Source organism: Campylobacter sp. S4:11, assembly GCF_024723695.1.
GTDB lineage: Bacteria > Campylobacterota > Campylobacteria > Campylobacterales > Campylobacteraceae > Campylobacter_D > Campylobacter_D jejuni_C.
The window spans coordinates 52224-73972 of sequence record NZ_JANQDC010000004.1; the positions used below are offsets into that span (position 1 = coordinate 52224).

Below are 21749 nucleotides of genomic sequence, written 5' to 3' on the forward strand. Positions count from 1 at the left end.
AATCTAAAAACGATCCAAAAGCTTTTTGAAAAAACTCATAATACTTTTATCTCCCACATTATTAAGCACTTTTTGTTCCAACCTATACAAAAGCTTAGAAGCTATGGTTTTTAGCTCATCACTTGCATTTGTATCATCATCACTAAATAAAGTTCTTTTTTTAATACTAGAACTAATATCTTTACTTTGACCTAAAAATCCTAAAAATTCTAAATTTAAATTATGCTTAATGTTGATATCTGCTACTTTTTTAATGTTATCAAAAATTCTCAAAGCTTCATTTTCATTTTTAACAACATTAAACACCATCAATAAATTCTCTTTAGTTTTTGAAGTGGTTTTTATAGTAGCATAAGCATCAGTAATCGCGGCAGGATCAGGCACAGTGATGACAATAACCTCATCAGACATTTCTAAGAAATTTCCTATATTGCCACCTATACCTGCTCCTGTATCAATGATTAAAAAGTCTAAATCATCTAAAATACTTGTTTGATTTAAAAATCTCTCATAAATATTTTTATCATTGTATTTTAAAATTTCATCGCCACTTTCGCCTGGGATAAGCCATAAATTTGGCTTTACTTCTATTAAAATATCCTCTAATGAGCACTCACCTTTTAAAACATGCAAAAGGTTTTTTTCCACACGCACATTTAAAATCACATCTAAATTTGCAAGCCCTATATCTGCATCAAAAAGCCCTACTTTATAACCATTTTTAGCTAGGATGTTGCCCAAATTTGCGCTAAAAGTACTTTTTCCAACCCCACCTTTACCGCTAGTAACTGCGATAAAATGAGTATGTTTTACATTTGAGTTTTCATTTTTTACTAGATCTTTTAATTTTTCTGCTTGATTACTCATTTTCATCCCTTCTAAAACCTTCTAACACACAACGCACTAAAAAGTCACTACTAGCCACTTCTATATCATCAGGCACTTCTTGACCTATGGAAAAAAAGCTCATCGGAGTGCTAGTTTCATAAAGTAAAGAAAACACATTTCCAAATACTTTTGTTTCATCAAATTTGGTAATGATTAAAGTGTCTATATTTAAAAATGAAAAATTATTATAAGTTTCTAATAAATCTTCATATTTTGTATTTGCTGAAAGTACCAAATTTACATCAATTTGCGCATTAGAATGCGATAAAAATTCTTTTGTTTTTTCAAGTTTTGCTTTATCATACTGTGAATTTCCGGTTGTATCTACTAAAATAACCTCACAAGTATTTAAACTTCTAATCGCATCATCTAAGTCATTTGGCTCTATACTATCAATAATAGGAAGTTTCATCATCTTAGCATATTGGAAAAGTTGCTCTACTGCGCCTATTCTATAAGTATCAAGAGTTATAATACCGGTTTTATAGCGTCTATCTCCATAAGCATAGCGAAAAGCAAGTTTAGCTAAAGTAGTAGTTTTACCCACTCCTGTTGGGCCTACTAACATCATGATTTTTTGCTTTTTAATTTCACTTTCTAAACGACATGGAAGCATATTACGCAAAAGTGAGTAAAAATACCTTTGCACTGCTTCTTGATTTGCTTTCATAGTGCTTGGCATATTTTCAATAGTCGCTTTCATAATCGCTTCTAAATGCGCTTCTTGCATGCCACTTGCCTTAGCTTGCTTATAAATACTTGCAAACTCAGGTGGTATAGCTAATTCTTTGCGTAAATCTGCCTTATCATCCCACATCATATCCACAAGCAAATTCATTTTATCATTAAGCTTATTCATTTGCTTTTCAAAGGCTTCAATTTTTTTATCATAATTTGGATTTGGCATAGAAAAATCTTGATAATTTGAAACCTTACTAATTTCTGAACTAACCTGAGAAAGTTTATTTTTTAAATTTAAAAAATTATCATCTTTTTTGCTTGTATTTAAATAAGGATTAATAGGTTTTTGCTTAGCTTTTGAAGAAAAATCAAGCACTACATCCTCTTCTTTTTTTTCATCTTCAAATTTTGGAGCTTGAATTTTAGCCTCAGGAAAACTTGCTGTATTTGGTTTTTTCTTTGGTGGCATAGGTAAATTGTTTTGCTTTAAATGCTCTTCATAATCAGCTTCTTCAATCGCTACTATAACCTCATATAAAGGTTTTTGATTGATGGTTTTTGGACGAATTTGCTTATTAGTTACTATCAAAGCTTTATCGCCATAATCTTGCTTAACCTTAGGTATAATCTCATCTGTGCTTTCAACTGTAAAAGTATGAATCAATTGTCCCATATTTTTCCTTATCTTAACAAGCCCAAAGGCAAAGTTACGCTAATTCTATCATTTACCCCCACATGAGGCACTGTGCAATACTCATCTTTACGCGCTTTTTTTGAAAAATACAACAAATCCAAATCAAGCGTTCTAGGAGCATTTTTAAAAGTTCTTTTTCTTTTGAATTTAAACTCATAAAAAAACAAAACTTTTAAAAGCGCTCTTGCATGCAAACTTGTGCTTACAACCATCACTGCATTAGTAAAGTCTTTTTGCTCTTCAAAACCAAAAGCTTTATTAATCAAAAATGGCGATGTTTGCAATACTTGCAAGCGTTTATCTTGCATTAAAAGCCTAAATAAACTCCGAAAGCGTTTTTTCTCATCTTCTATATTGCTTCCAAGTCCTATAATGGCTATGTATTTTCCTTTTTTATCTGCCTTTGAATAAAAAGGAAAAAAACGAATTTTTTCTAACCTTCTAGCCCCTTTAATCAGCAAATTATAATACCACTGCCTTTTCTTTATCAAGATAGATCATGTCTTCTATCCTAATACCAAGTTTATCTTTGATATAAATTCCAGGTTCAATGGTAAATACCATACCTTCTTTTAACTCATAATCACTTCTTGGACTAATGTTTGGCAACTCATGTATATCAAGCCCTACTCCATGTCCTAAGCTGTGAATAAATTCTTTTTCAAAACCTGCGTTTTTAATCACTTCTCTTGCGATAAAATCAAGCTCACTTGCCATCATACCAACACGTGCTTTTTCAATAGCTTGAAGCTGGGCTTGCTTAACTACTTCATAAATTTGTGCCGTTTCTTTGTCTTTAAAATTTGGCTTATTTTTATCAAAGACTATACCATTCTCATCAAAACAAGCCGTTCTTGTGCGATCAGAACAATACCTTTGAAAAACCACACCCGCATCAACTAATAACAAATCTCCATATTCTAAACATTTATCACTAGGTAAAGCATGTGCTTTAGCCGCATTTTCATTAATAGCTACAATAGGTGAAAAAGAAAGTCCTAAAGCACCTTTTTTTTGAAAAATTTCACATGCTTTAAAATGTAATTCTTTTTCGCTTTTTCCATAGCCTTCTTGGCTGATAAATTTAGCAAATTCTTCAAAGCATTCTTTACCAAAATTTACAGCCTTTTGCAAAAGTTGTAATTCCTTGGCATTTTTTATAATGCGTTTGTTTTTACTCAAGTCTAATTTTTCTTCAAAAACGATATTTGCACTTTTACTAAGTTCTTTAAATTCAAAATAACTAAAGTCTTTTGGATCAAAACACACCCTATCAATCCCTGCTTTTTCTAAAAGCTCTCTAGCGCTAGCAAAAAGATCTTGTGCTAAAACTACCTTAGCATTTTTTATCATTTCGCTAGCTTCAAAGCTATATCTTGCATCGGTGATGAAAAATGCTTCGTCTTCAAGCTTTAAAAATAAAGCATTATCGCAAGAATAGCCACACTCATAAAAAAGTGCATTTTCGTTTTTTAAGATAAAATTCATTGATTTGCTTGTTGTGCTTTTGCTTGAGCTGCTTTATATGCATTGATTTGATCAAAAATTTGGAAAAGCCCCATTAAAGCCATATGATAACCAAAAGGACCAAAACCCACCACACTACCTGCACAAACTGGTGCTATCATGCTTTTTTGTCTGAATTCTTCTCTTCTATAAGTGTTACTAATATGCACTTCAATCACAGGCATATTAATTGCTGCAATCGCATCGCGGATTGCTATAGAAGTGTGTGCATAAGCAGCTGCATTAATAATCACTCCATCTACACTACCTAAGCATTCTTGAATTTTATCAACTAACTCACCTTCAAAATTGCTTTGAAAAAACTCAATCTCTACATTAGCTTGTTTTGCAGCTTGTTTCATTTGCTCATGGATATCTTCCATTTTCATATTGCCATAAATATGAGTTTCTCTCACACCAAGCATATTGATGTTTGGTCCTTGTATCACCATAACTTTCATAATCTAACCTTTATTTAGTAAAATTTACTATATTATAGCATTTTAAAGCTAAATTTTAGCTACAATTTCCCTTTTTAAAGGAGGTAAAATGTTTATAATAGCACCCAAGATCATCTTAACTTGTGATGATGATTTTAATATTTTAGAAGACAAAGCAGTTCTTTTTGATGATAATATTTTAGAAATTAATAGCTTAGAAAATTTACAAAAATCCTACCCACAAGCTAAGCTTATACCAACTCCAAAAGATACTTTACTTTTACCTACTTTTATCAACCCGCACACGCATTTAGAATTTAGTGCAAATAATGGAAATTTAGTCTTTGGAGACTTTTTAAAATGGCTTGATAGCGTTTTTAATAACCGCGAGCAATTAAACGAAAAAGCCAAAGAAAAATTAATCTCGCAAAATATCCATAAAATGCTAAAAAGTGGCACTGCTACCATAGGAGAAATTTCAAGCTTTGGGAGTGATTTAAACCCTTGTGTCAATTCACAAGCTAGAGTAGTATTTTTCAATGAAATTTTAGGTTCAAATGCAAATTTTATCCAAACTAAAAAAGAGGAATTTTTAACTCGTTATGAAAAAAGCATGCATTTTAAAACTTCTAAATTTATCCCTGCTATTTCAGTACATGCACCCTACTCAACCCACCCAGAACTTACTAAATTTGCTATAAAACTTGCTAGAGAAAATGATCATTTACTAAGCACACATTTTCTTGAAAGCAATCATGAAAACAACTGGCTAAGGTTTAAAAAAGGTGGTTTTAAAAAGAGCTTGGCTAAATTTAACAAAAACCCTATGCCATTTTACACTCCACAAAGCTTTTTAGAGCTTTTTAAAGATCAAAGGACTTTATTTACTCATTGTGTATATTTTAAAGAATGGAATTTACTAGATAAAAATTTACACTCGATCACGCATTGTGCTTTTTCAAACAGACTTTTGAGTAAAAATACTTTTAAATTAAAATCTGCTTTAAAAAATGGTGTTAATATCCATCTAGGAACTGATGGCTTAAGCTCAAATACTTCTTTAAGTATGCTTGATGAAATGAGAGCGAATTTACTTATACATGATGATTTAGAGTTAGAAAATTTTGCTAAAATATTGCTTTTAATGGCAACAAACAAAGCCGCAAAAGCTTTAAATTTAAACCTAGGTCAAATTCAAAAAGGCAAAATAGCAGATTTTAGTCTTTTTGCTTTACCAAATAGTGTAAATTTAAAACAACTTCCTTTGCAATTTATCTTACAAAGCAAAGAAGTGTTAAAACTTTTTATAGAAGGAAAAGAATGCAAATTATAAAATCATTTTTTAAAGGAATTGGAAAAATCATTTCTTATATCAACACTTATTTTAAAACCTTTGTGTTTTTATTTATCGTGTTTTTGATCCTTACTCCAAGTGGGGATAATGCCAAACTTTCTAATGCAAACTTAGCACAAATTAATCTTAAAGGTGAAATTAGCGATGCGAGTAATCTTTTAGAACAAATTTACAAAGTCAAAGATGATAAAGCTATAAAAGGGGTTTTGCTTTTTATAGATAGCCCTGGTGGGGCTTTTGCACCAAGCATGGAAATAGCTTTAGCTATACAAGATCTTAAAGCTAAAAAGCCTGTGGTAGTGTATGCAGGTGGAACTATAGCAAGTGGAAGCTACCTAAGTGCAGTGGGAGCTGATATGATCATCGCTAATCCTGCTAGCTTTGTAGGATCTATTGGGGTAATCATGCAAGGCTTTGAAGTAAGTGAGCTTGCACAAAAACTTGGTATAAATGAGCAAACTATCAAAGCAGGAAGTTATAAAGAAGCAGGAACTTTTATGCGTAAATGGAACACAGAAGAAAAAGACTTTTTACAAAATTTAGCTAATCAAAGCTATGAACTTTTCACACAATTTGTCGCTAAAAATCGCAAGCTAAACTTAAACCAAACAAGCTCATGGGCTGATGCGAAAGTGTTTTTAGCAAATGAGGCTTTAAAATTAAAACTCATTGATAAAATAGGCAATTACGAGCAAGCCAAAAAAGAGTTAGAAAAACTAGCCAAAGTGCAAAACCCTATCTGGCAAAAAGAAGATGCTATAGATAAGTTTTTAAAACGATTAGAAGAGCAAAGTGCTAGCTTTTTTGCTAACACTTTAGCACGATTTTTCACACAAGTAAGCTCACAAAAAATCTACTAAGATTTAATAATCTCATAAAACCCATAAGTATCATTTTCTAAAAAGCCTTTGTATAAAGGCTTTAGCTTTAAATCTAACTTAATATTTTCAAAGGTATTTAAATTTGAGTTTGAAAAAATTAAAAGCATATCTAGCTCATCTTTAAAGGCTTTTAAAAAATTCTCCCCGCCCTCATACATAATAAACTTTGCTTCACTAGGAATGCTTGTAAAAATTTCTCTTTTGGGCACGCTAAATAAAGGAATGTTTGAATCAAAACTTTCTAAATTTTGACGGCTTAGTATGCATAAATTTGGCGCTTTAGTTTGAGCTAGCCTTGCATCTAAAATAGGCCTATCATGTCTTATAGTTTCTCCACCTACTACAAGTAAATCAAGCTTTGAGCGTAATGCATGGGCATAGGTTCTACTTGCTTTAGAACTTACGATTTTACCATAAGCAGAGCCGTTTAAAGAAAGGGCTAGTTTAAAAAATTTAAAGCTTGATTTTTGCCATTTTAAAAAAGGTTTTAAAAGCTCTTTGGCTCTTTGCTCACAAATTCCCATGTGAACTTTTATGCCTTGATCTTTTAAAAACTCTGCTCCACCACTTGCAAGCTTGTGCTCATCTTTAGTAGCAATAAAAACTTCACTAAAACCAAGCGTGCTAAAAAGTTTCGCACAAGGTGGGGTTTTACCCTGATGATTGCAAGGTTCTAAACTCACATAAGCACTAGCACCTTTTAGCAAGCCTTGATGATTTTTACAGATAAACTCATGCAAATCATTTGCATTTTGTGGCAAATCTAAATTTGGATTAAGCACTTTTAAGGCTTTGCTTACTGCTTCAAGTTCTGCATGAGCCTTGCCTGCTTCTTTGTGTGCTTCTATGCTTAAAATTTTACCATTTTTATCTAAAATCACACAACCTACGGCTGGATTTGGGTAGGTTAAAAGCTGATATTTCCAAGCTTTATCTATAGCTAAATTCATATAAAATTCGTGATTCATATTACTTCCTAAAAAGGTAAAGGTGCAAAAAACACCTTAAGCTTTACATGTTCATCGCAAGCTTTTAAAAAACCTTGTGCTAAAAACTTAATATCTTTAGTTTTTAACTTCTCTCTTAAGTCAAAAGTTCTCTCACATAGAGGATAAATAAGATAAATTTCCTTTATCTCGTATTTATTTGCATAAGCAAACATTTGGTATAAATCGCCTTGCGATATGCCATGCTTTTTCTCATCTTCACTATCATCTGGAATTTTCCATTTGGTATCTAAGATCATTTTATTTTCTATATATAAATCAGGCTTTAACATAAAACATTTTTCATCATTTTTTGAAATTAGATATTTTCCACTACTTTGGGTTTTTATATTTTTGCTAGGATTAGCAAGTTTAAACATATAAGCCACATAGTTTTCAAAAAGTTTTTCCATAGGAAAAAGTAAAGCAAAGGCTTCGTTTTTACCTTTATATGGAGCAAAGCTTTGATTTTGCAAAAATATCTTACACCAAGAAAGTATATTTTCATAATAATCAAAATGTCTTGAAATTTTAAAACTAAAATCTTTTTCGTAATTTGTAGAAAATTCTACCTCATCAAGCATTTGTATGGCTTTTATAATTCTAAATTTATTTATAAAAGTTTTTGATTTTAAAAAATTTAGCGTTGATTTTATCAAGCGATTTGGAGCTATGTCTAAAACAAACTCATCGCTACTTGTGAAAAATCTTTCTTTGTGTATTAAATTTGATTTTATATGCTCATTGAATAGTAATTTTCCTTTTAAAAAAGTTCTATTTTCCTCACTACTTACATAAGATCTCATCAAACCTTTTTTATACACACTATCAAATTCATCTAAAAACATCGTGATAAATACTTCAAACAAAGGCATTTTAGCAATTTGTAAAGATGAAATTTGAGATTTTTTAAAGGGGGAATTTTTTAAGGTTTTTAACATGTTGATCAAAAGATTTCTAGGATCATTTTTAAGATCATCTTCGCTAAAATCATCATTTTTAAAGATATTATCTAGTTTATAACATTTTTTTAATTTTTCTTTATCGTATTTTGAGGATTTATCTTCTTTTTTATAGCTATCCAAATTCGTACATTTTGGCAAGATTTCTAAAACACCGTTTTTAGTCTGTATAATGCCGACATAATTTTTAGCCTTTAAGGCATTTTTATTTTTAAAACCTAGAAGACTTTCATTATTTTTTGCAAAGTCTTCTAGCTCTTTATAAAATCTTTCAGCCTTTTCTTTGAAGTTTTCTTTTAAATCTTCTTTAGAAAAAGCTTGGTATTCGATGATAGAAAAGGTGTTATTCATTTTCGTTTTTTGTTTTATTTGTTATTTTATCATCATAAATTGCTTGATATGTTTTTATATCGTTCCAAATTCCATCGTTAAATGGAGCAATACTATAAATATTTCTCTCATTATCAACATTATATAAATTCTTTATTTTTTGAAGATATTTATCATCTTTTTTATCTTCAAGAATCATACCATTTTCATTTAAAACTGCTTTTATTAAAGCATAATCATTGTAAAAATACTCTTGCAATAGCGGGATAATTTTATTTTGAAAAATACTTTTTAATTTTGAAATACTCAAAACATACCAATCTTCTTTATATTTACCTGGTTTGATCCAATTATTTTTATCAAATTTAACAGCTTCACTTATAAAAAATGCATGTCCTATTGTTTTTTCTCTATCTAATAAAAACTCAATTCTCTTGTTTATACTTATCAAGATTTTTTGAAGTATTTCTGCATCGCCTTCTGTTTTACGATCATCACCCAAATAATCTTCATCTTTATTTGGATTTTCAACATTTTTACACACAAATATATTATAAAGCAAATTAGGTTTAGGTATCATCTCGACAAATTCAAAGCGTCTTCGTAAAGCTGTGTCAAGAGAAGTTATACTTCTATCAGCTGTATTCATAGTGCCGATGATATAAACATTTTTAGGCACTCCAAATTTTTCACCGCTATAAGGCAAAGTAACTTTTAATCCCTCGCTTTTACCTATTCTTTTGCTAGGTTCTATCAAAGTTATAAGTTCACCAAAAATCTTACTTACATTTCCACGATTAATCTCATCTATGATAATTATGTAAGGTTTTAATTCTGGTTTTTCACTAGGATTATTATCTACTTTATAATCTTGTTCTCGTTCTTTAAACAATTTAACTAGCTGAAAATAGTAACTATCGATTTGTCTTCTATGTTTATTATTTAAAATTTGCTTAATGCTTCTTCCGTTTATAATCTTATCTTTATTTTCCAAAAGCGTTTTAAAAATTTCTAAATTTAAATACAAATTTGCATTAGTATCATCTGTGATAATTCTATATTTTTCATTATATTCTTCTAATTTAAATCCACCACTTTGAGTTTTTTCTATAAATTTTTGTTGATCTACTAATTCATCTAAAAAAATTTCTATTTTGTTTTCTAAATCTTCACTCTTTACAAATTCTTCTTGTGTTAATAAAGATACTTTGTAATTATCCAAAGCTTTTTTACAAAGTTCTTTAAAAATTCCGTCTTTTATTTCGTATTCTACTTCCTTAGAATTTTCTTTGCTATCTATACGAGGCTTTATACCTTCTACAAATTCTTCATATCCGTAGCTTTGATGAAAGGTGGTAAAAACTATTTGCCCATTTTTTACATACTCATCAAATTTTTCTTTTTTCTCATCTCTATCTTTATTTGCTAAATTTTCACCCAAGATTTCCAAAGCCTTATCTATAGTATGATAAGTTTTTCCTGTCCCTGGAGGTCCATAAAGAATTTGATTTAAAGGTGGATTTTGATTTTCATTTGGCGTTTTTTTCATTTTCAAAAAATGCTCTTTGTAAAATTTTTCATTTTCACTTTGCTTAACTACACTAAGATTTGAGCTACTTAATATATCTCCAAATAATGGTTTAGCATATAAATCATCTTCATTTTTACTTAAAACACTATATTCTAAAAACCTATTTAAAGAATATAGCCCAACAGCATCAGCACTCGTTATAACTTCTATCTTTTGATTTTTTATTTCTACTTTAAATTCTTTCTCGCCGCCTCTTGTTTTCAAATACTTAACCATATCTTTTGAAACATAATTTTTATAAGCATTGATATATTTTACAAATCCAAAATAATGAGATTTAATACAAGCATGCGGACATCCATTACCACTTTTGTCATTAAATTCTTGCAATAATCCATTTTTTAACTCAAATAACAAATTTATTAAAACTTCCATAGAGTTTATTTGAAATATATCAAAATCATCTCTATTGACAATATGCAATCTTTTGCATTCTTTAACTGTATCTTTTGTAGCTTTGATATATTGATTAACAGTCTTTAATCTTTTTTCCAAAAATATTCTAAAAATTTTTTCGTTTGAGTTTTCTATTTGTGCTTGTATTTTATTTCCATTTGAAAAGTGAAATTCAACAACATTCATACTATTTCCTTTTAATCTATAATCGCAAATAACTTGCAATTTTTATAATATCTATAAAAATATTCACTATCTTTATGCATAGTTTTTAAATAATTAAAAACAGGTGTAGTCCATTTATGGCCTTAACTTTTTGTATGAAATTCATCTATTAACTTATCATCTTGATAAACATACACGCTCATGCCGCCATTTTTTACAACTGCTTCTTTAAACTCATCGCTATCTTTTGGAAAATGATGATACACATTGCCATTTTTATCTTTTTTGCTTATATTATAATCATATTTATTTTCAAGCATTATACGCCTTTTTGTTTTTACATTTAAATTTAATTATACAAAAGATAAGTAAAAATTTAGAATTCTAAATTTTTACCATTGTATGAAGGTTTTAGCTTTTCTTATGTCGCTAAAATTTATAGTAGTTTTTTCTTGAGTTTCTAAATTTTCTAAAGTGATATTTTCATCATCTACGGCGATAATTTTTGCCTCTATTTTTTCTTTTTCACTAGTTGTGATTTTTACAAGTTCGTTAATGCTTTTTGCAAAATGCTCGATTTTACTAAGTTTTCTCTCAAGCCCACAGCTTGATACTTCTAAAAAATACTCCCCGCCCACAGGTGGCTCTACATCAAAAATAGGCGATAAAATCTCGCTAAGTCTAGCACAATCATCAAGATTTACCCCACCTTCTTTTTGCACATAAATTCTATAAATCTTTCTACCATTTTCACTTACTAGCTCATCATCATAAAAGCTAAGCCCTGCTTCTTTACAAAGTGCTTCAAGATTCATTTTGTTCCTTTTTGATTTTTTCAAATAAAGCATCCATATGGTTTTGATACTCTAATCTATCATCAAATTTAAAGTGAAAATTCGGACATCTATACCACCCTTGCTCGCTCATGCAGTAATTTTGCAAAGCACGGGCAGCTTTTTTAAGTTGATTGAGTATGATTTCTTGCTCTTGGATATTAAAAAACATTTTATCTAAATACACAAAAGCATCATATCTGCCTTTTTTACACTCTACATCCACTACGCACAAATTTTTTAAAGCTTCGTTGTCTAAATTTGCTAAAGCTTCTGGTATAAGCTCTTTTAAAATGCTTTCTGTGCGTAGCTTTTTGATTTCAGCTGGGTTCATAGGCTTACTTGTTCCTCAACTTCTTTGTAACTTTCTATATAATCGCCCACTCTCATATCATTACAACCTTCTATGCCTACACCGCATTCATAGCCTTTTGCAACTTCTCTTACATCATCTTTAAAGCGTTTAAGTGAGCTTACATTACCTTCAAATACCACAACCCCATCTCTAATGAGTCTGATTTTCGCACCACGATTGATCGTGCCTTCTGTTACCATACAACCTGCAATTTGGCCTAGTTTTGGCACATTGATCACTTGGCGAATTTCAGCTTGACCAAGTTGCTCTTCAGAGATGATAGGACTCATCATACCACCTAGTAAGGCTTTTACATCATCAAGCAAATTGTAAATAACATTATAAGTTTTTATCTCCACGCCTTTATCTTTAGCGCGTTCTTTGATCTCACCAGTTGGACGTATATTAAAGCCTAAAACGATAGAGTTTTCACTCGCACTTGCAAGCTCTATATCACTTTGAGTAATACCACCTACGCCACTATGGATGATATTAACCTTAATCTCATCGTTTTTGAGTTTTTCCAAACTAGCCTTAATCGCTTCAAGCGAACCTTGCACATCTGCTTTTAAGATCACAGGAAGGGCTTTTAAATTGCCTTCTTTGATTTTTGCACCAAGCTCATCTATACTTACTTTAGTGGATTTGCTTAATTCTTTTTGGCGGTTGTATTCATGGCGTTTATTAGCATATTCTCTTGCTTGTTTATCGCTATCTACGGCTATTAGCGTTTCTCCTGCATCAGCTACTTCACTAAGACCTATGATCACTCCGCATTCACCTGGACCTATTTCTTTTAAAGCTTTACCTTGATCATCGCTCATAGCACGCACTTTACCATAAGCTTCCCCTGCTACAACAGTATTTCCTACTCTTAAAGTACCATTTTGCACGATGATAGTAGCCACAGGACCTCTACCTTTTTGCACTGAAGATTCTATAATACTTGCTTTAGCATGGGCTTTTGGATTTGCTTTAAGCTCTAAAATATCAGCTTGTAATAATACAATTTCAAGTAAATCCTCTATACCATCACCCTTTTTAGCTGAAACTGGCACAAATTCATGGCTTCCGCCCCATTCTACTGGCATGATGTCCATTTCTGCTAGTTGGGTTTTTACCATGTCAGGATTTGCGTTTTCTTTATCCATTTTATTAATAGCGATGATGATAGGTACATTAGCTGCTTTTGCATGATTAATCGCTTCTTTAGTTTGTGGTTTTACCCCATCATCTGCAGCTACTACGATAATAACAATATCCGTTATACTAGCTCCCCTTGCACGCATAGCAGTAAATGCCTCATGACCTGGAGTATCGATAAAAGTGATTTTTCTACCATTTTTTTCCACCATGTAAGCACCAACATGCTGAGTAATCCCACCTGCTTCACCACTTGCAATGCGTGATTTTCTTATATAATCAAGCAAAGAAGTCTTACCATGATCCACATGCCCCATGATAGTGATAACCGGAGCTCTTTGGCTTAAATTTTCTTCTGTTTGATTTTCATCATAATCTTTTACATAATCAAACTCATCAGCCTCATCAATGATATTAATCTCCACGCCAAATTCAGCTGCAAGAATTTCTATAGCATCCTCATCCAAAAAGTCATTTTTAGTCGTCATCATACCAAGCATGAAAAGCTTAGAGATAACTTCTCCGGTGTTTTTACCAAGTTTTTCAGCAAACTCATACACACGAATTTCTTTAGGTATGCTTACACTTGTTATAGCTTCGCTTTCTTTTTTCTCTATCTTTTTAGGTGGCTTTTTACGACTTCTTCTTTGTATACCACCCTCGCCAAATGGGTTGATAGAATTATTTAAAGATTGTTTTAAGATATTTGGTTGTTTTTTGTTTGTTGGTTGTGCTGGTTTGTTTTCTTTTACACTAAAATCAGGTAAAACTACCATATCATCATCTTCTAAAGAAATATCAGCAAAGTCTTTATCTCCTAAAAGATCCATTTTAGTAGTGTTTTCTTTTTTACTTGTCGCGGGATGATTTTTCTTTTCTTTTTTCTTTCTTTTTAAATTCTCATCTGAATTTGAAAAAATCATACTAAGGCTTAGACCCTGAGTAGTTTGTGTGCTAGCTTTTTCTTCTTTATTTATTTGAGCTTCTTTGCTTTCTTCTTTTTTCTTTTTAACGATGACTAAGCCTCTTCTTTTAGCTAAATTTAAATTAGAACCTAACTTTTCATCGAGTTTAATTTCTTCTTTTTTTTCTTCTAATACTTCATTTTTTATAGGACTTTCGGGTTGTTTATCTTCTTTTTTTATTTCATCTTTTTTTTCACTTACTGCTTTAGCAGGGCTTTTACTTTCTTTTTTAGTAGTTTTTTTCTCTTCTTTCTTACTTTCTTCTTTTTTAGTAGTTTTTTTTGCTGTACTTTCTTTTTTAGGTTTGGCTACTTTTTTTACTACATCTAATATTTCACCGGATTGAACATATTGATAAATCGCTTCTGCGATTTCAGAAGATACTTTTTTGTTAGGGGATTTGATATCTTCTAAGCCCATTTCATTGGCTTTTTCTATAATTTCTTTACTTGTATATCCTAACTCTTGAGCAATCTCGCTAATCTTTACATCTGCCATTAAAAAATATCTCCTTTAAATCCTGCTGATTTATATTACCATGAAAATTGCCTTTGCAAGCTCTCATAAAAGCCCTTTGCAATGTTTTTTCATCTTTATCAAAACATGAATTACAAATATATAAACTCCTGCCAAATTCCACTTTAGTGATAATTTGAGAATTTTTTATTTGGAATTGATGCAAACCTTGCTTTTCATAACGGCCTTTGCAAACAATGCACATTCTAATGGGTATATGATTTTTCAAAATTATATCTTTTTTTTGGAATTTTTAGCAAATTTTAAAGCCCTCATCATCAAATTCTAAAAGTTCAACTCTAAATTTAGCAAATTTATTTTTGATTTTTTCTTTGATTTTTTTGACATCATCTTTATAAGCTAGAGTGAAAAAACTCGAGCCTGAGCCTGAAAGCGTACTCATGAGAGCATTATTATCTAAAGCTAGTTTTTGCACCTCAAAAAGCTCAGGCAAAAGTTTCATTCTTTGGTTTTGATGAAGTTTATCCAAACTTGCATATTTTAATAAATCATATTTTTTCTCTAAAAAACAAGCAGTTAAAAATGAAGCATGACAAAGATTAAAAACACTATCTTCTAGGTTGATTTTTTTAGCTAAAACTGCTCTTGATTTTTGAGTATTCATCGCTACATTTGGTATGGTTATAACAGCTTGTAAGTCTTTATCCACTTCTTTTTTTATAGCTAAAACTTTTTCATTATGAGTTAATGCACATACAAAACCGCCAAGTGCTGCCGGAGCTATGTTATCTGGATGGTTTTCATATTTTAAAGCTTCATTTAAAATGATATTTTTATCCGCTTTAAACCCACTTAATTCATAAGCACAAGCAATAGCTCCAACTATCACAGCAGAAGAGCTTCCCATACCTCTAGCTAAAGGGATATTATTTTGAAAAACAAAGCGGAAATTATCTTTTTTACCACTTAGTCTTTGATAAATTTCATAAAAAATATTAACAAAGGTATTGTTTTTTTTAAGATAAATATTATTTTCACCTTCTCCGTGTATGCTAATGCTAAAAAATTTAGATTTTTCAACTATGGTTTGATTAAAATATTTTAAACTCAAACCCAAACAATCAAAACCAGGACCTAAATTTGCACTTGTAGCAGGAACTAAAATCTTCATTTTTTACCTTAATTAATCGCATCTAAAACATAAAAAGGCGTATTTTCTTTACTAAAATTTAAACCTTTTAAACTTTGGGGCATAAAAAAGCTTCCCGCTTGTGTCTTTTCTAAAACAACTTCATCATCATCTTTTTTTACAAAACATAAATGCTTATTAGCGGCTATAGGAGCATTATTGTTTAACTCAAAAGCACTAATAGCTTTTAAAGGAATGTTTTTAACTATAGCTAGAGTTTTAAAAGAAACATAAGAAATCTTTATACCCATGTAAGAACCTGGTCCATGCACATAAATAAGCTTTTCAAACTCATATTGTGAAAGTAAATCTTGCAATATTTTTGGCAAAACTTCACTAACTTTTAAATCATCCTTAATGGTTTTTATCAATACATCATTTTCATAAATACCAAGCATCAAAGGTTTTGCTATAGCATTTAAAAGCAAAGTAACCTTTTTTATGCAAAAACCTTTTCATAAACTTTATATGCACTTTTTTCTAAACTTACCACTTCATAAGTACTAGGATCTTTTAAAAGTTCTTTGGTTAAAAGATGATTAAGTTTGTGCGAACCTGCATAAGAAGTATAGTCTCCAAAAACTCTACATCCAAGCAAGGTTAAATCCCCGATAGCATCTAAAATTTTATGGCGCACAAATTCGTCTTTAAAACGCAAACCTTCAGGGTTTAAAATACGATTATCATCAATCACAACAGCATTTTCTAAACTTCCACCAAGACCTAAATTCATAGCTCTTAAAGCTTGAACATCTTTTAAAAATCCAAAGGTTCTTGCTCTTGCTATTTGCTCTATGTAGTTTTGTTTGCTAAATTCAAAACAATAATTTTGCTTACCTATGATAGGATTATCAAATTCAATTGTATAGTTTATAATAGGCATATCCGTAGGACTTAAACGCACAAATTTATTACCTTCTTTTACTTCTACACTTTTTTTAATCACTAAAATTTTTTTAGCCACATCAAGCTCTTTTACGCCTGCTTCTTCAAGCATCATACAAAAGCCTATACTACTACCATCCATTACAGGAGCTTCGTTTGCGTCTAAAACTATACGCACATTATCAATACCATAAGCATTAATCGCACTCATTAAATGTTCTATAGTAGAAACATAACCCCTATGATCGCCTATTACAGTAGCCATTTGTGTATCGATGACATTTTCAGGCTTTGCTTCATAAGAAATTCCTAAATCACTTCTATAAAACACTATACCACTGCCAGCTTCTAATGGCTCTAATTTTATACTAATAGGCTCACCCTTGTGCAAACCTATGCCAACACCTTTAACTTCTTTTGCTATTGTTGTTTGATTCATCTTTATTCACTCAAAATTCTTTTTTTACTTGATTCTAATACATTATAGATATTTTCTTTTATCCATTTTGCATCTTGCCATTGCTCAGGACGCACTTCAACTCCTTGCACTAAAACACCAAAATGCACATGATCTCCAAGCGCTAAGCCTGTAGTACCTGTGGTACCTATAACATCACCTGCTCTAACTCTATCTCCTACATTTACATCCACATTAGTGCAGTGTCCATAAAGAGTATAAATACCAAAGCCATGATAAATAATAATATTTAATCCGTAAATTCCATTTTCTTGTACAAATACCACTTCACCATCATTATTGCTAATGATAGGCGCTTCTTTTACACTTGCTAAATCAAGCCCCATATGATAAGAACTACTAAATGCTTGATTATTATAAGAATAAAATCTATGATCAGCATAATCAGCTACTTTTTGGCCATTTTTTAAAGGTTTGAAAAGATTAACTTTAAAATTATTAATCATAGTATCAGGAACTTTACTTGTAATATCATGAATGATAACTTCATTAGAAGCTCTTAAGTCCTCATTAACAAATTTAAATTTTTCAAGCCTGCTTAACTCTCTATCTTTTGGAGCATATTTTTGTGCTAAAAATTCAATCTTACCATCTAAAAATCTATCACTTACTTTTATATTAGATACACGGTATTTTTTATTAGTAAAATAATATCTAATTCTTTGTTTGTTTACATTACCTGCTTTATCTACTGCCACTACATAAGCTCTAAAGTGCTCATCAGTTGCTTCCCAAGGAATCAAAGCAGCATAATATCCTTCTTTCACATAAGGAGTTGCTTTAAAAATTTTATCTTTATCAGTTATGATATAAACTTCTTGCAAATTCTCATCACTTGCTTTAAATACCACACTACCTACTCCGCCTTGTTCAATTTGATAAGAATTGTCTAAAATTTCTACAAGTGGTTTTTTGGTATCAATGATAACTTTTACTTCTTTAAGTGCTTGATTTCCTAAAAAGAAATTCCAAAAACTACTATCACTTGCTTCTATTACAAGTTTATAAGAATCGACTTTTTCTTTATAAGCTAGTTTTGGTAATTTTAAATCAAAATGAATGCTTTTTTTGTTGCCCTTAACATGCTCATTAACAAGTATTTCACCATTTAACTCATTTGCCTTAAATAAAGTAACTTTTATATCTTTTAAAGCACTTTCATCACTTACTTCTATGGATATAGGATCTGTTAAATTACTATAAATAATATCTGATTTTGTTTGAATCAGCGGAGGATTTTTTTCAAATAACTTTGTATTTAAAACAAACACCACAAAGGCTAAAAGTATTAAAAAAACTGCCAAAATCCACTTTTTATTTGATCTTTTACGTGCAAAAACCATATTTTCACTTTCAATCTATTTTTTTAAAAATATATTATTCTTTAGCAAATTAAGAGTAAATTATAAAAAATTTTATAAAATTTCTCTTAATTTATTTGCACTTTTAATCCAAGTTTCAAGCTCATTTATATCACATTTTTCTATCATTTTTTTACATTCTTGCAATTCTTTTTGAAACAAATCAATAGAATTTAATAAATTTTGTTTATTTTGCTCAAAAATACCACTCCACATTTGAGGATTTGATTTAGCAATCCTGCACATATCTTTAAAAGAAGGACCACCTAGGTGGGCTATATTTTTTTTATTTTCTTCTTTCATTACAAAATTCGCCAAAGAAAAACTAATTACATGCGGTAAATGTGAAATGATGGAAGCATGATGATCATGCGCAATACTATCCATAAATACAAGTTTCATTCCTAAATCTGAAAAAATTTCTATAGCCCTTTTTTGGTGAATATGATCAGCATTTTGCACATCACACAAAACACAAACTGCATTTTTATATAAATCTTTTATAGCTGCACTTGGACCGCTATTTTCCGTTCCTGCCATAGGATGAGCTGCGATAAATTGACTTTGTAAATCAGATGGTAAATTTTTAATAATTTCTTCTTTTGTACTTCCAAGCTCAATGATAGTGCAATCTTTGGAAATGCCTTGAAATTCTTTTAAAATTTTTACAATAGCTCTTACAGGGATAGCTAAAAAAATTACATCACATTTTTTTAACTCTTCAAAAGAAACAATTTTATCTATTAATTTTCGCTCTAGTGCGATTTGTTCAAATTCCTTATTTATATCGTACCCGCAAACTAAATCTATTAATTTATTCTCTCTTAAACTAAGACCCAAAGATCCGCCTATTAAGCCAAGTCCAACTATACCTACTTTCATAAATTTTCCTTAAAAAGCATTAGTTAAAAATATTTTGGTATTATAACGATTTTGTATATAAAAATTTAGGTAAAATGATGAAAAAATGGTTTGTTTTCTTTGCACTCTCAAGTTCTTTATGTGCAGCTACGATTAAAGATATAAAATTTGAAGGCTTATCGCAACTTTCTAAAGAAAGTGCTATTGCGATTTCTAAATTAAAAATAGGACAAAAAATTGATCCTGCTAGTATAGATATAGCAATTAAAAATCTTTTTGATAGAAATTATTTTAAAGATATAGCAGTAGAAGAAAAAAATGGAGTGCTAACTTTTAAAATGGTAGAAAAACCATCTATTGGAAAAATAGATATTCAAGGTATAGCGAGTAACGATAGAAAACAAATAGAAAGCCTTGTTGGTTTAAAACCTGGAATTTTGTATGACGAAAATTCAGCTAAAGATGCGGCCGAAAAAATCAAGCTTTTTTATCAAGCCAAAGGTTTTTATGATACTGTTGTAGAAATCAAAGATGAAAAATTAAGTAATTCAAGCTCATTAAAACTTACTTTTGTGGTAAATCGTGGGGAAAATATCATCATAGAAAAAGTGCATTTAAGCGGCGCAAAAAATTTAAGTTATTCAGATATTGAACCTGCAATAGCAAATAAACAAAGAGAAGCTTTGGGTTGGATGTGGGGTTTTAATGATGGTAAGCTTAAAATTTTTGATCTAGCAAATGATAGCTCAAGAATTTCAGATGTATATTTAAAAGAAGGCTATCTTGATGTGAGCGTATCTCCTGCTTTTTTAAATACTTACACAGATACTTATCAAGCTGATTTGACTTATTTTATCAATGAAGGCGAGGTTTATAAAGTCAAAGAGATTAAAATTTTTAATCCAATTTTTAGCAATGAAGAAAATGAAGCTTTGGCAAATGATTTAAAATTAAGTGTTGGAAAAATAGTCAATATAGAAAAACTAAGAGAAGATATAAAAACTATAGAAACCAAAACAGCAGATTTAGGTTATGCTTTTGTACAAGTTATACCTGATATACAAAAAGATAAAGAAAATCATGAAGCTATGATTATTTTTAAAGTTATACCGAATGAAAAAGTATATATAAGAGATGTCATCGTTTCAGGCAATACCAAGACAGTTGATAGGGTTATTCGTAGAGAGCTTTATTTAACCGAAGGTAATCTTTATAATAGAACTGATTTAATGGACTCAAGAAATGCTCTAAGAAGAACTGCATATTTTGAAAATGTAGACATTAAAGAACAAAGAGTGGATGATACACATATTGATTTAATAGTAGAAGTCAAGGAAGCTTCAACCGGAGCTATTTCAGGTGGTATTGGTTATGGAACTAGTGATGGAATTTTACTTAGTGCTTCATTATCTGATGCAAATATTTTAGGCTCTGGTATGAAAGGAAGTGTAAGTATAGACAAAGGCGATGATACACTTTCAGGTAGAGTATCTTTAAGAAATCCTAGAGTAAATGATAGCGATTATTCTCTTGGAGGATCATTATATTCAGACCGTTTAGAGTGGGATAGCTATGATGAGAGAAATTATGGTTTTGATATAAGCGTTGGTAAAACTTTAGGAAGATATACAAGCATAGATTTAACTTATAATCTTGAACAAAGTGATATTTATCATTTAAGTGATCGCTTAATCGCTCAAGGATATAAACTTGGAAAAACTTACAAAAGCTCTATTACTCCTTCAATAGTATTTAACAATACAGATGATTATTATTTACCAAGATCAGGTTTTATCGCCTCAACCTCACTTGAATATGCAGGCTTAGGTGGGGATCAAGAATTTATAAGCTCTATCACTAAATTTAATTATTATCAAGGCTTAGAAGAATTTATAGGCTGGGATTTGATTTATCGTTATAAAGCAAGTTTTTATAAAGTATGGGACCAAGGCTATTTACCAATTAACGAAAAACTCTATCTTGGAGGTATAGGAACCATTAGAGGTTTTGATAGAAGAAGCGTGAGTCCTAAAAACGAATGGGGCGATGAGACAGGTGGTACAGTTGCCTTTGCAAACTCTGTAGAACTTAGCTTTCCAATCTTTGATAGAATCAAACTAAGAGGAAGTGTATTTTTTGACTATGGTGCCATAGGACAAAGCTCTTTAAGTCAAATTCAAAGATGGAGTACAGGCGTTGGTTTTGAGTGGCTAACCCCACTGGGTGCTTTAAATTTAGTTTTTGCTAAACCATTTAATACTAACTCAAAAGACGACATAAGTAAATTTGAATTTATGTTAGGCGCAAGATTCTAAAAGTAATAAAATC

At 30.6% G+C, this 21749-nt stretch carries 19 protein-coding genes and 2 pseudogenes; 3 read left to right on the top strand and 18 right to left on the bottom strand.

The features are described from left to right. Nucleotides 1-3: 3 nt before the first annotated feature. From flhG to aroQ, 5 genes are read right to left on the bottom strand one after another with little or no spacing between them, the layout of a single operon-like run. The gene (flhG, locus tag CAMP5053_RS02140) at nucleotides 4-867 is read right to left on the bottom strand and encodes a flagella biosynthesis ATPase FlhG (RefSeq protein ID WP_039625269.1); all 864 of its coding nucleotides are present in this window, start codon (nucleotides 865-867) and stop codon (nucleotides 4-6) included. Next, nucleotides 860-2242: a flagellar biosynthesis protein FlhF gene (gene flhF, locus CAMP5053_RS02145; RefSeq protein WP_214099841.1), complete on the bottom strand. Its 1383-nt coding sequence runs from the start codon at nucleotides 2240-2242 to the stop codon at nucleotides 860-862. Before flhF ends, flhG begins: the two co-directional genes overlap by 8 nt. An 8-nt stretch (nucleotides 2243-2250) precedes the next feature. After that, nucleotides 2251-2724, bottom strand: coding sequence for a 2-amino-4-hydroxy-6-hydroxymethyldihydropteridine diphosphokinase (gene folK, locus CAMP5053_RS02150; RefSeq protein WP_039617423.1), 474 nt, complete (start codon nucleotides 2722-2724; stop codon nucleotides 2251-2253). Nucleotide 2725: 1 nt separating this feature from the next. Next, the gene (locus CAMP5053_RS02155) at nucleotides 2726-3751 is read right to left on the bottom strand and encodes a M24 family metallopeptidase (RefSeq protein WP_337217184.1); all 1026 of its coding nucleotides are present in this window, start codon (nucleotides 3749-3751) and stop codon (nucleotides 2726-2728) included. Further along, nucleotides 3748-4230 (bottom strand): type II 3-dehydroquinate dehydratase, encoded by a 483-nt coding sequence (aroQ, locus tag CAMP5053_RS02160; RefSeq protein WP_039625266.1) that lies wholly within the window; start codon nucleotides 4228-4230, stop codon nucleotides 3748-3750. Before aroQ ends, CAMP5053_RS02155 begins: the two co-directional genes overlap by 4 nt. An 88-nt stretch (nucleotides 4231-4318) precedes the next feature. On the opposite strand from aroQ, the gene mqnF reads away from it, so the two are divergent. Both mqnF and sppA read left to right on the top strand, forming a co-directional pair. Then, complete coding sequence (gene mqnF, locus CAMP5053_RS02165) at nucleotides 4319-5542, top strand: aminofutalosine deaminase family hydrolase (protein ID WP_337217185.1); 1224 nt, start codon at nucleotides 4319-4321, stop codon at nucleotides 5540-5542. Then, entirely contained in the window at nucleotides 5530-6423 is an 894-nt protein-coding gene (gene sppA / locus CAMP5053_RS02170; RefSeq protein ID WP_337217186.1) for a signal peptide peptidase SppA, read from the top strand. The genes mqnF and sppA overlap by 13 nt, the downstream gene beginning before the upstream one ends. Here the strand turns inward: sppA and ribD are convergent. The 13 genes and pseudogenes from ribD to CAMP5053_RS02235 form a co-directional block, all read right to left on the bottom strand. After that, on the bottom strand, nucleotides 6420-7412 hold the full coding sequence (gene ribD / locus CAMP5053_RS02175) for a bifunctional diaminohydroxyphosphoribosylaminopyrimidine deaminase/5-amino-6-(5-phosphoribosylamino)uracil reductase RibD (protein ID WP_337217187.1): 993 nt from the start codon (nucleotides 7410-7412) through the stop codon (nucleotides 6420-6422). The two genes, sppA and ribD, sit on opposite strands and share 4 nt — an antisense overlap. 106 nt (nucleotides 7413-7518) lie before the next feature. Then, nucleotides 7519-8743 (bottom strand): annotated as a pseudogene (locus CAMP5053_RS02180) (McrC family protein); the annotation flags it as partial. Then, nucleotides 8736-10895 (bottom strand): AAA family ATPase, encoded by a 2160-nt coding sequence (locus CAMP5053_RS02185; RefSeq protein ID WP_337217189.1) that lies wholly within the window; start codon nucleotides 10893-10895, stop codon nucleotides 8736-8738. The gene CAMP5053_RS02185 and the pseudogene CAMP5053_RS02180, both read right to left, overlap by 8 nt. A gap of 11 nt (nucleotides 10896-10906) precedes the next feature. After that, nucleotides 10907-11194 (bottom strand): annotated as a pseudogene (locus CAMP5053_RS02190) (hypothetical protein). Between the two features lie 72 nt (nucleotides 11195-11266). Continuing rightward, on the bottom strand, nucleotides 11267-11689 hold the full coding sequence (rimP, locus tag CAMP5053_RS02195; protein WP_261529616.1) for a ribosome maturation factor RimP: 423 nt from the start codon (nucleotides 11687-11689) through the stop codon (nucleotides 11267-11269). Then, nucleotides 11679-12041 carry a 30S ribosome-binding factor RbfA gene (gene rbfA / locus CAMP5053_RS02200; protein WP_039625256.1) on the bottom strand — a complete coding sequence of 121 codons (363 nt, stop codon included), beginning with the start codon at nucleotides 12039-12041 and terminating at the stop codon, nucleotides 11679-11681. The genes rimP and rbfA overlap by 11 nt, the downstream gene beginning before the upstream one ends. Continuing rightward, the gene (gene infB / locus CAMP5053_RS02205) at nucleotides 12038-14668 is read right to left on the bottom strand and encodes a translation initiation factor IF-2 (protein ID WP_337217190.1); all 2631 of its coding nucleotides are present in this window, start codon (nucleotides 14666-14668) and stop codon (nucleotides 12038-12040) included. Before infB ends, rbfA begins: the two co-directional genes overlap by 4 nt. Next, nucleotides 14649-14915 (bottom strand): DUF448 domain-containing protein, encoded by a 267-nt coding sequence (locus tag CAMP5053_RS02210; protein ID WP_080750144.1) that lies wholly within the window; start codon nucleotides 14913-14915, stop codon nucleotides 14649-14651. Before CAMP5053_RS02210 ends, infB begins: the two co-directional genes overlap by 20 nt. A gap of 24 nt (nucleotides 14916-14939) precedes the next feature. Beyond that, on the bottom strand, nucleotides 14940-15818 hold the full coding sequence (gene thrB / locus CAMP5053_RS02215; RefSeq protein WP_337217191.1) for a homoserine kinase: 879 nt from the start codon (nucleotides 15816-15818) through the stop codon (nucleotides 14940-14942). Nucleotides 15819-15826: 8 nt separating this feature from the next. Then, nucleotides 15827-16234 (bottom strand): tRNA threonylcarbamoyladenosine biosynthesis protein TsaB, encoded by a 408-nt coding sequence (locus CAMP5053_RS02220; RefSeq protein ID WP_337217205.1) that lies wholly within the window; start codon nucleotides 16232-16234, stop codon nucleotides 15827-15829. Between the two features lie 41 nt (nucleotides 16235-16275). Then, nucleotides 16276-17160, bottom strand: a complete 885-nt coding sequence (gene lpxC / locus CAMP5053_RS02225; protein WP_337217192.1) for a UDP-3-O-acyl-N-acetylglucosamine deacetylase — start codon at nucleotides 17158-17160, stop codon at nucleotides 16276-16278. 2 nt (nucleotides 17161-17162) lie between these two features. Continuing rightward, entirely contained in the window at nucleotides 17163-18542 is a 1380-nt protein-coding gene (locus CAMP5053_RS02230; RefSeq protein WP_337217193.1) for a M23 family metallopeptidase, read from the bottom strand. Between the two features lie 72 nt (nucleotides 18543-18614). Continuing rightward, nucleotides 18615-19442 carry a prephenate dehydrogenase gene (locus CAMP5053_RS02235; RefSeq protein ID WP_214099826.1) on the bottom strand — a complete coding sequence of 276 codons (828 nt, stop codon included), beginning with the start codon at nucleotides 19440-19442 and terminating at the stop codon, nucleotides 18615-18617. 77 nt (nucleotides 19443-19519) lie between these two features. Here CAMP5053_RS02235 and bamA point away from each other — a divergent pair, with 77 nt between their 5' ends. Further along, complete coding sequence (bamA, locus tag CAMP5053_RS02240) at nucleotides 19520-21736, top strand: outer membrane protein assembly factor BamA (RefSeq protein WP_337217194.1); 2217 nt, start codon at nucleotides 19520-19522, stop codon at nucleotides 21734-21736. Nucleotides 21737-21749: the final 13 nt, after the last annotated feature.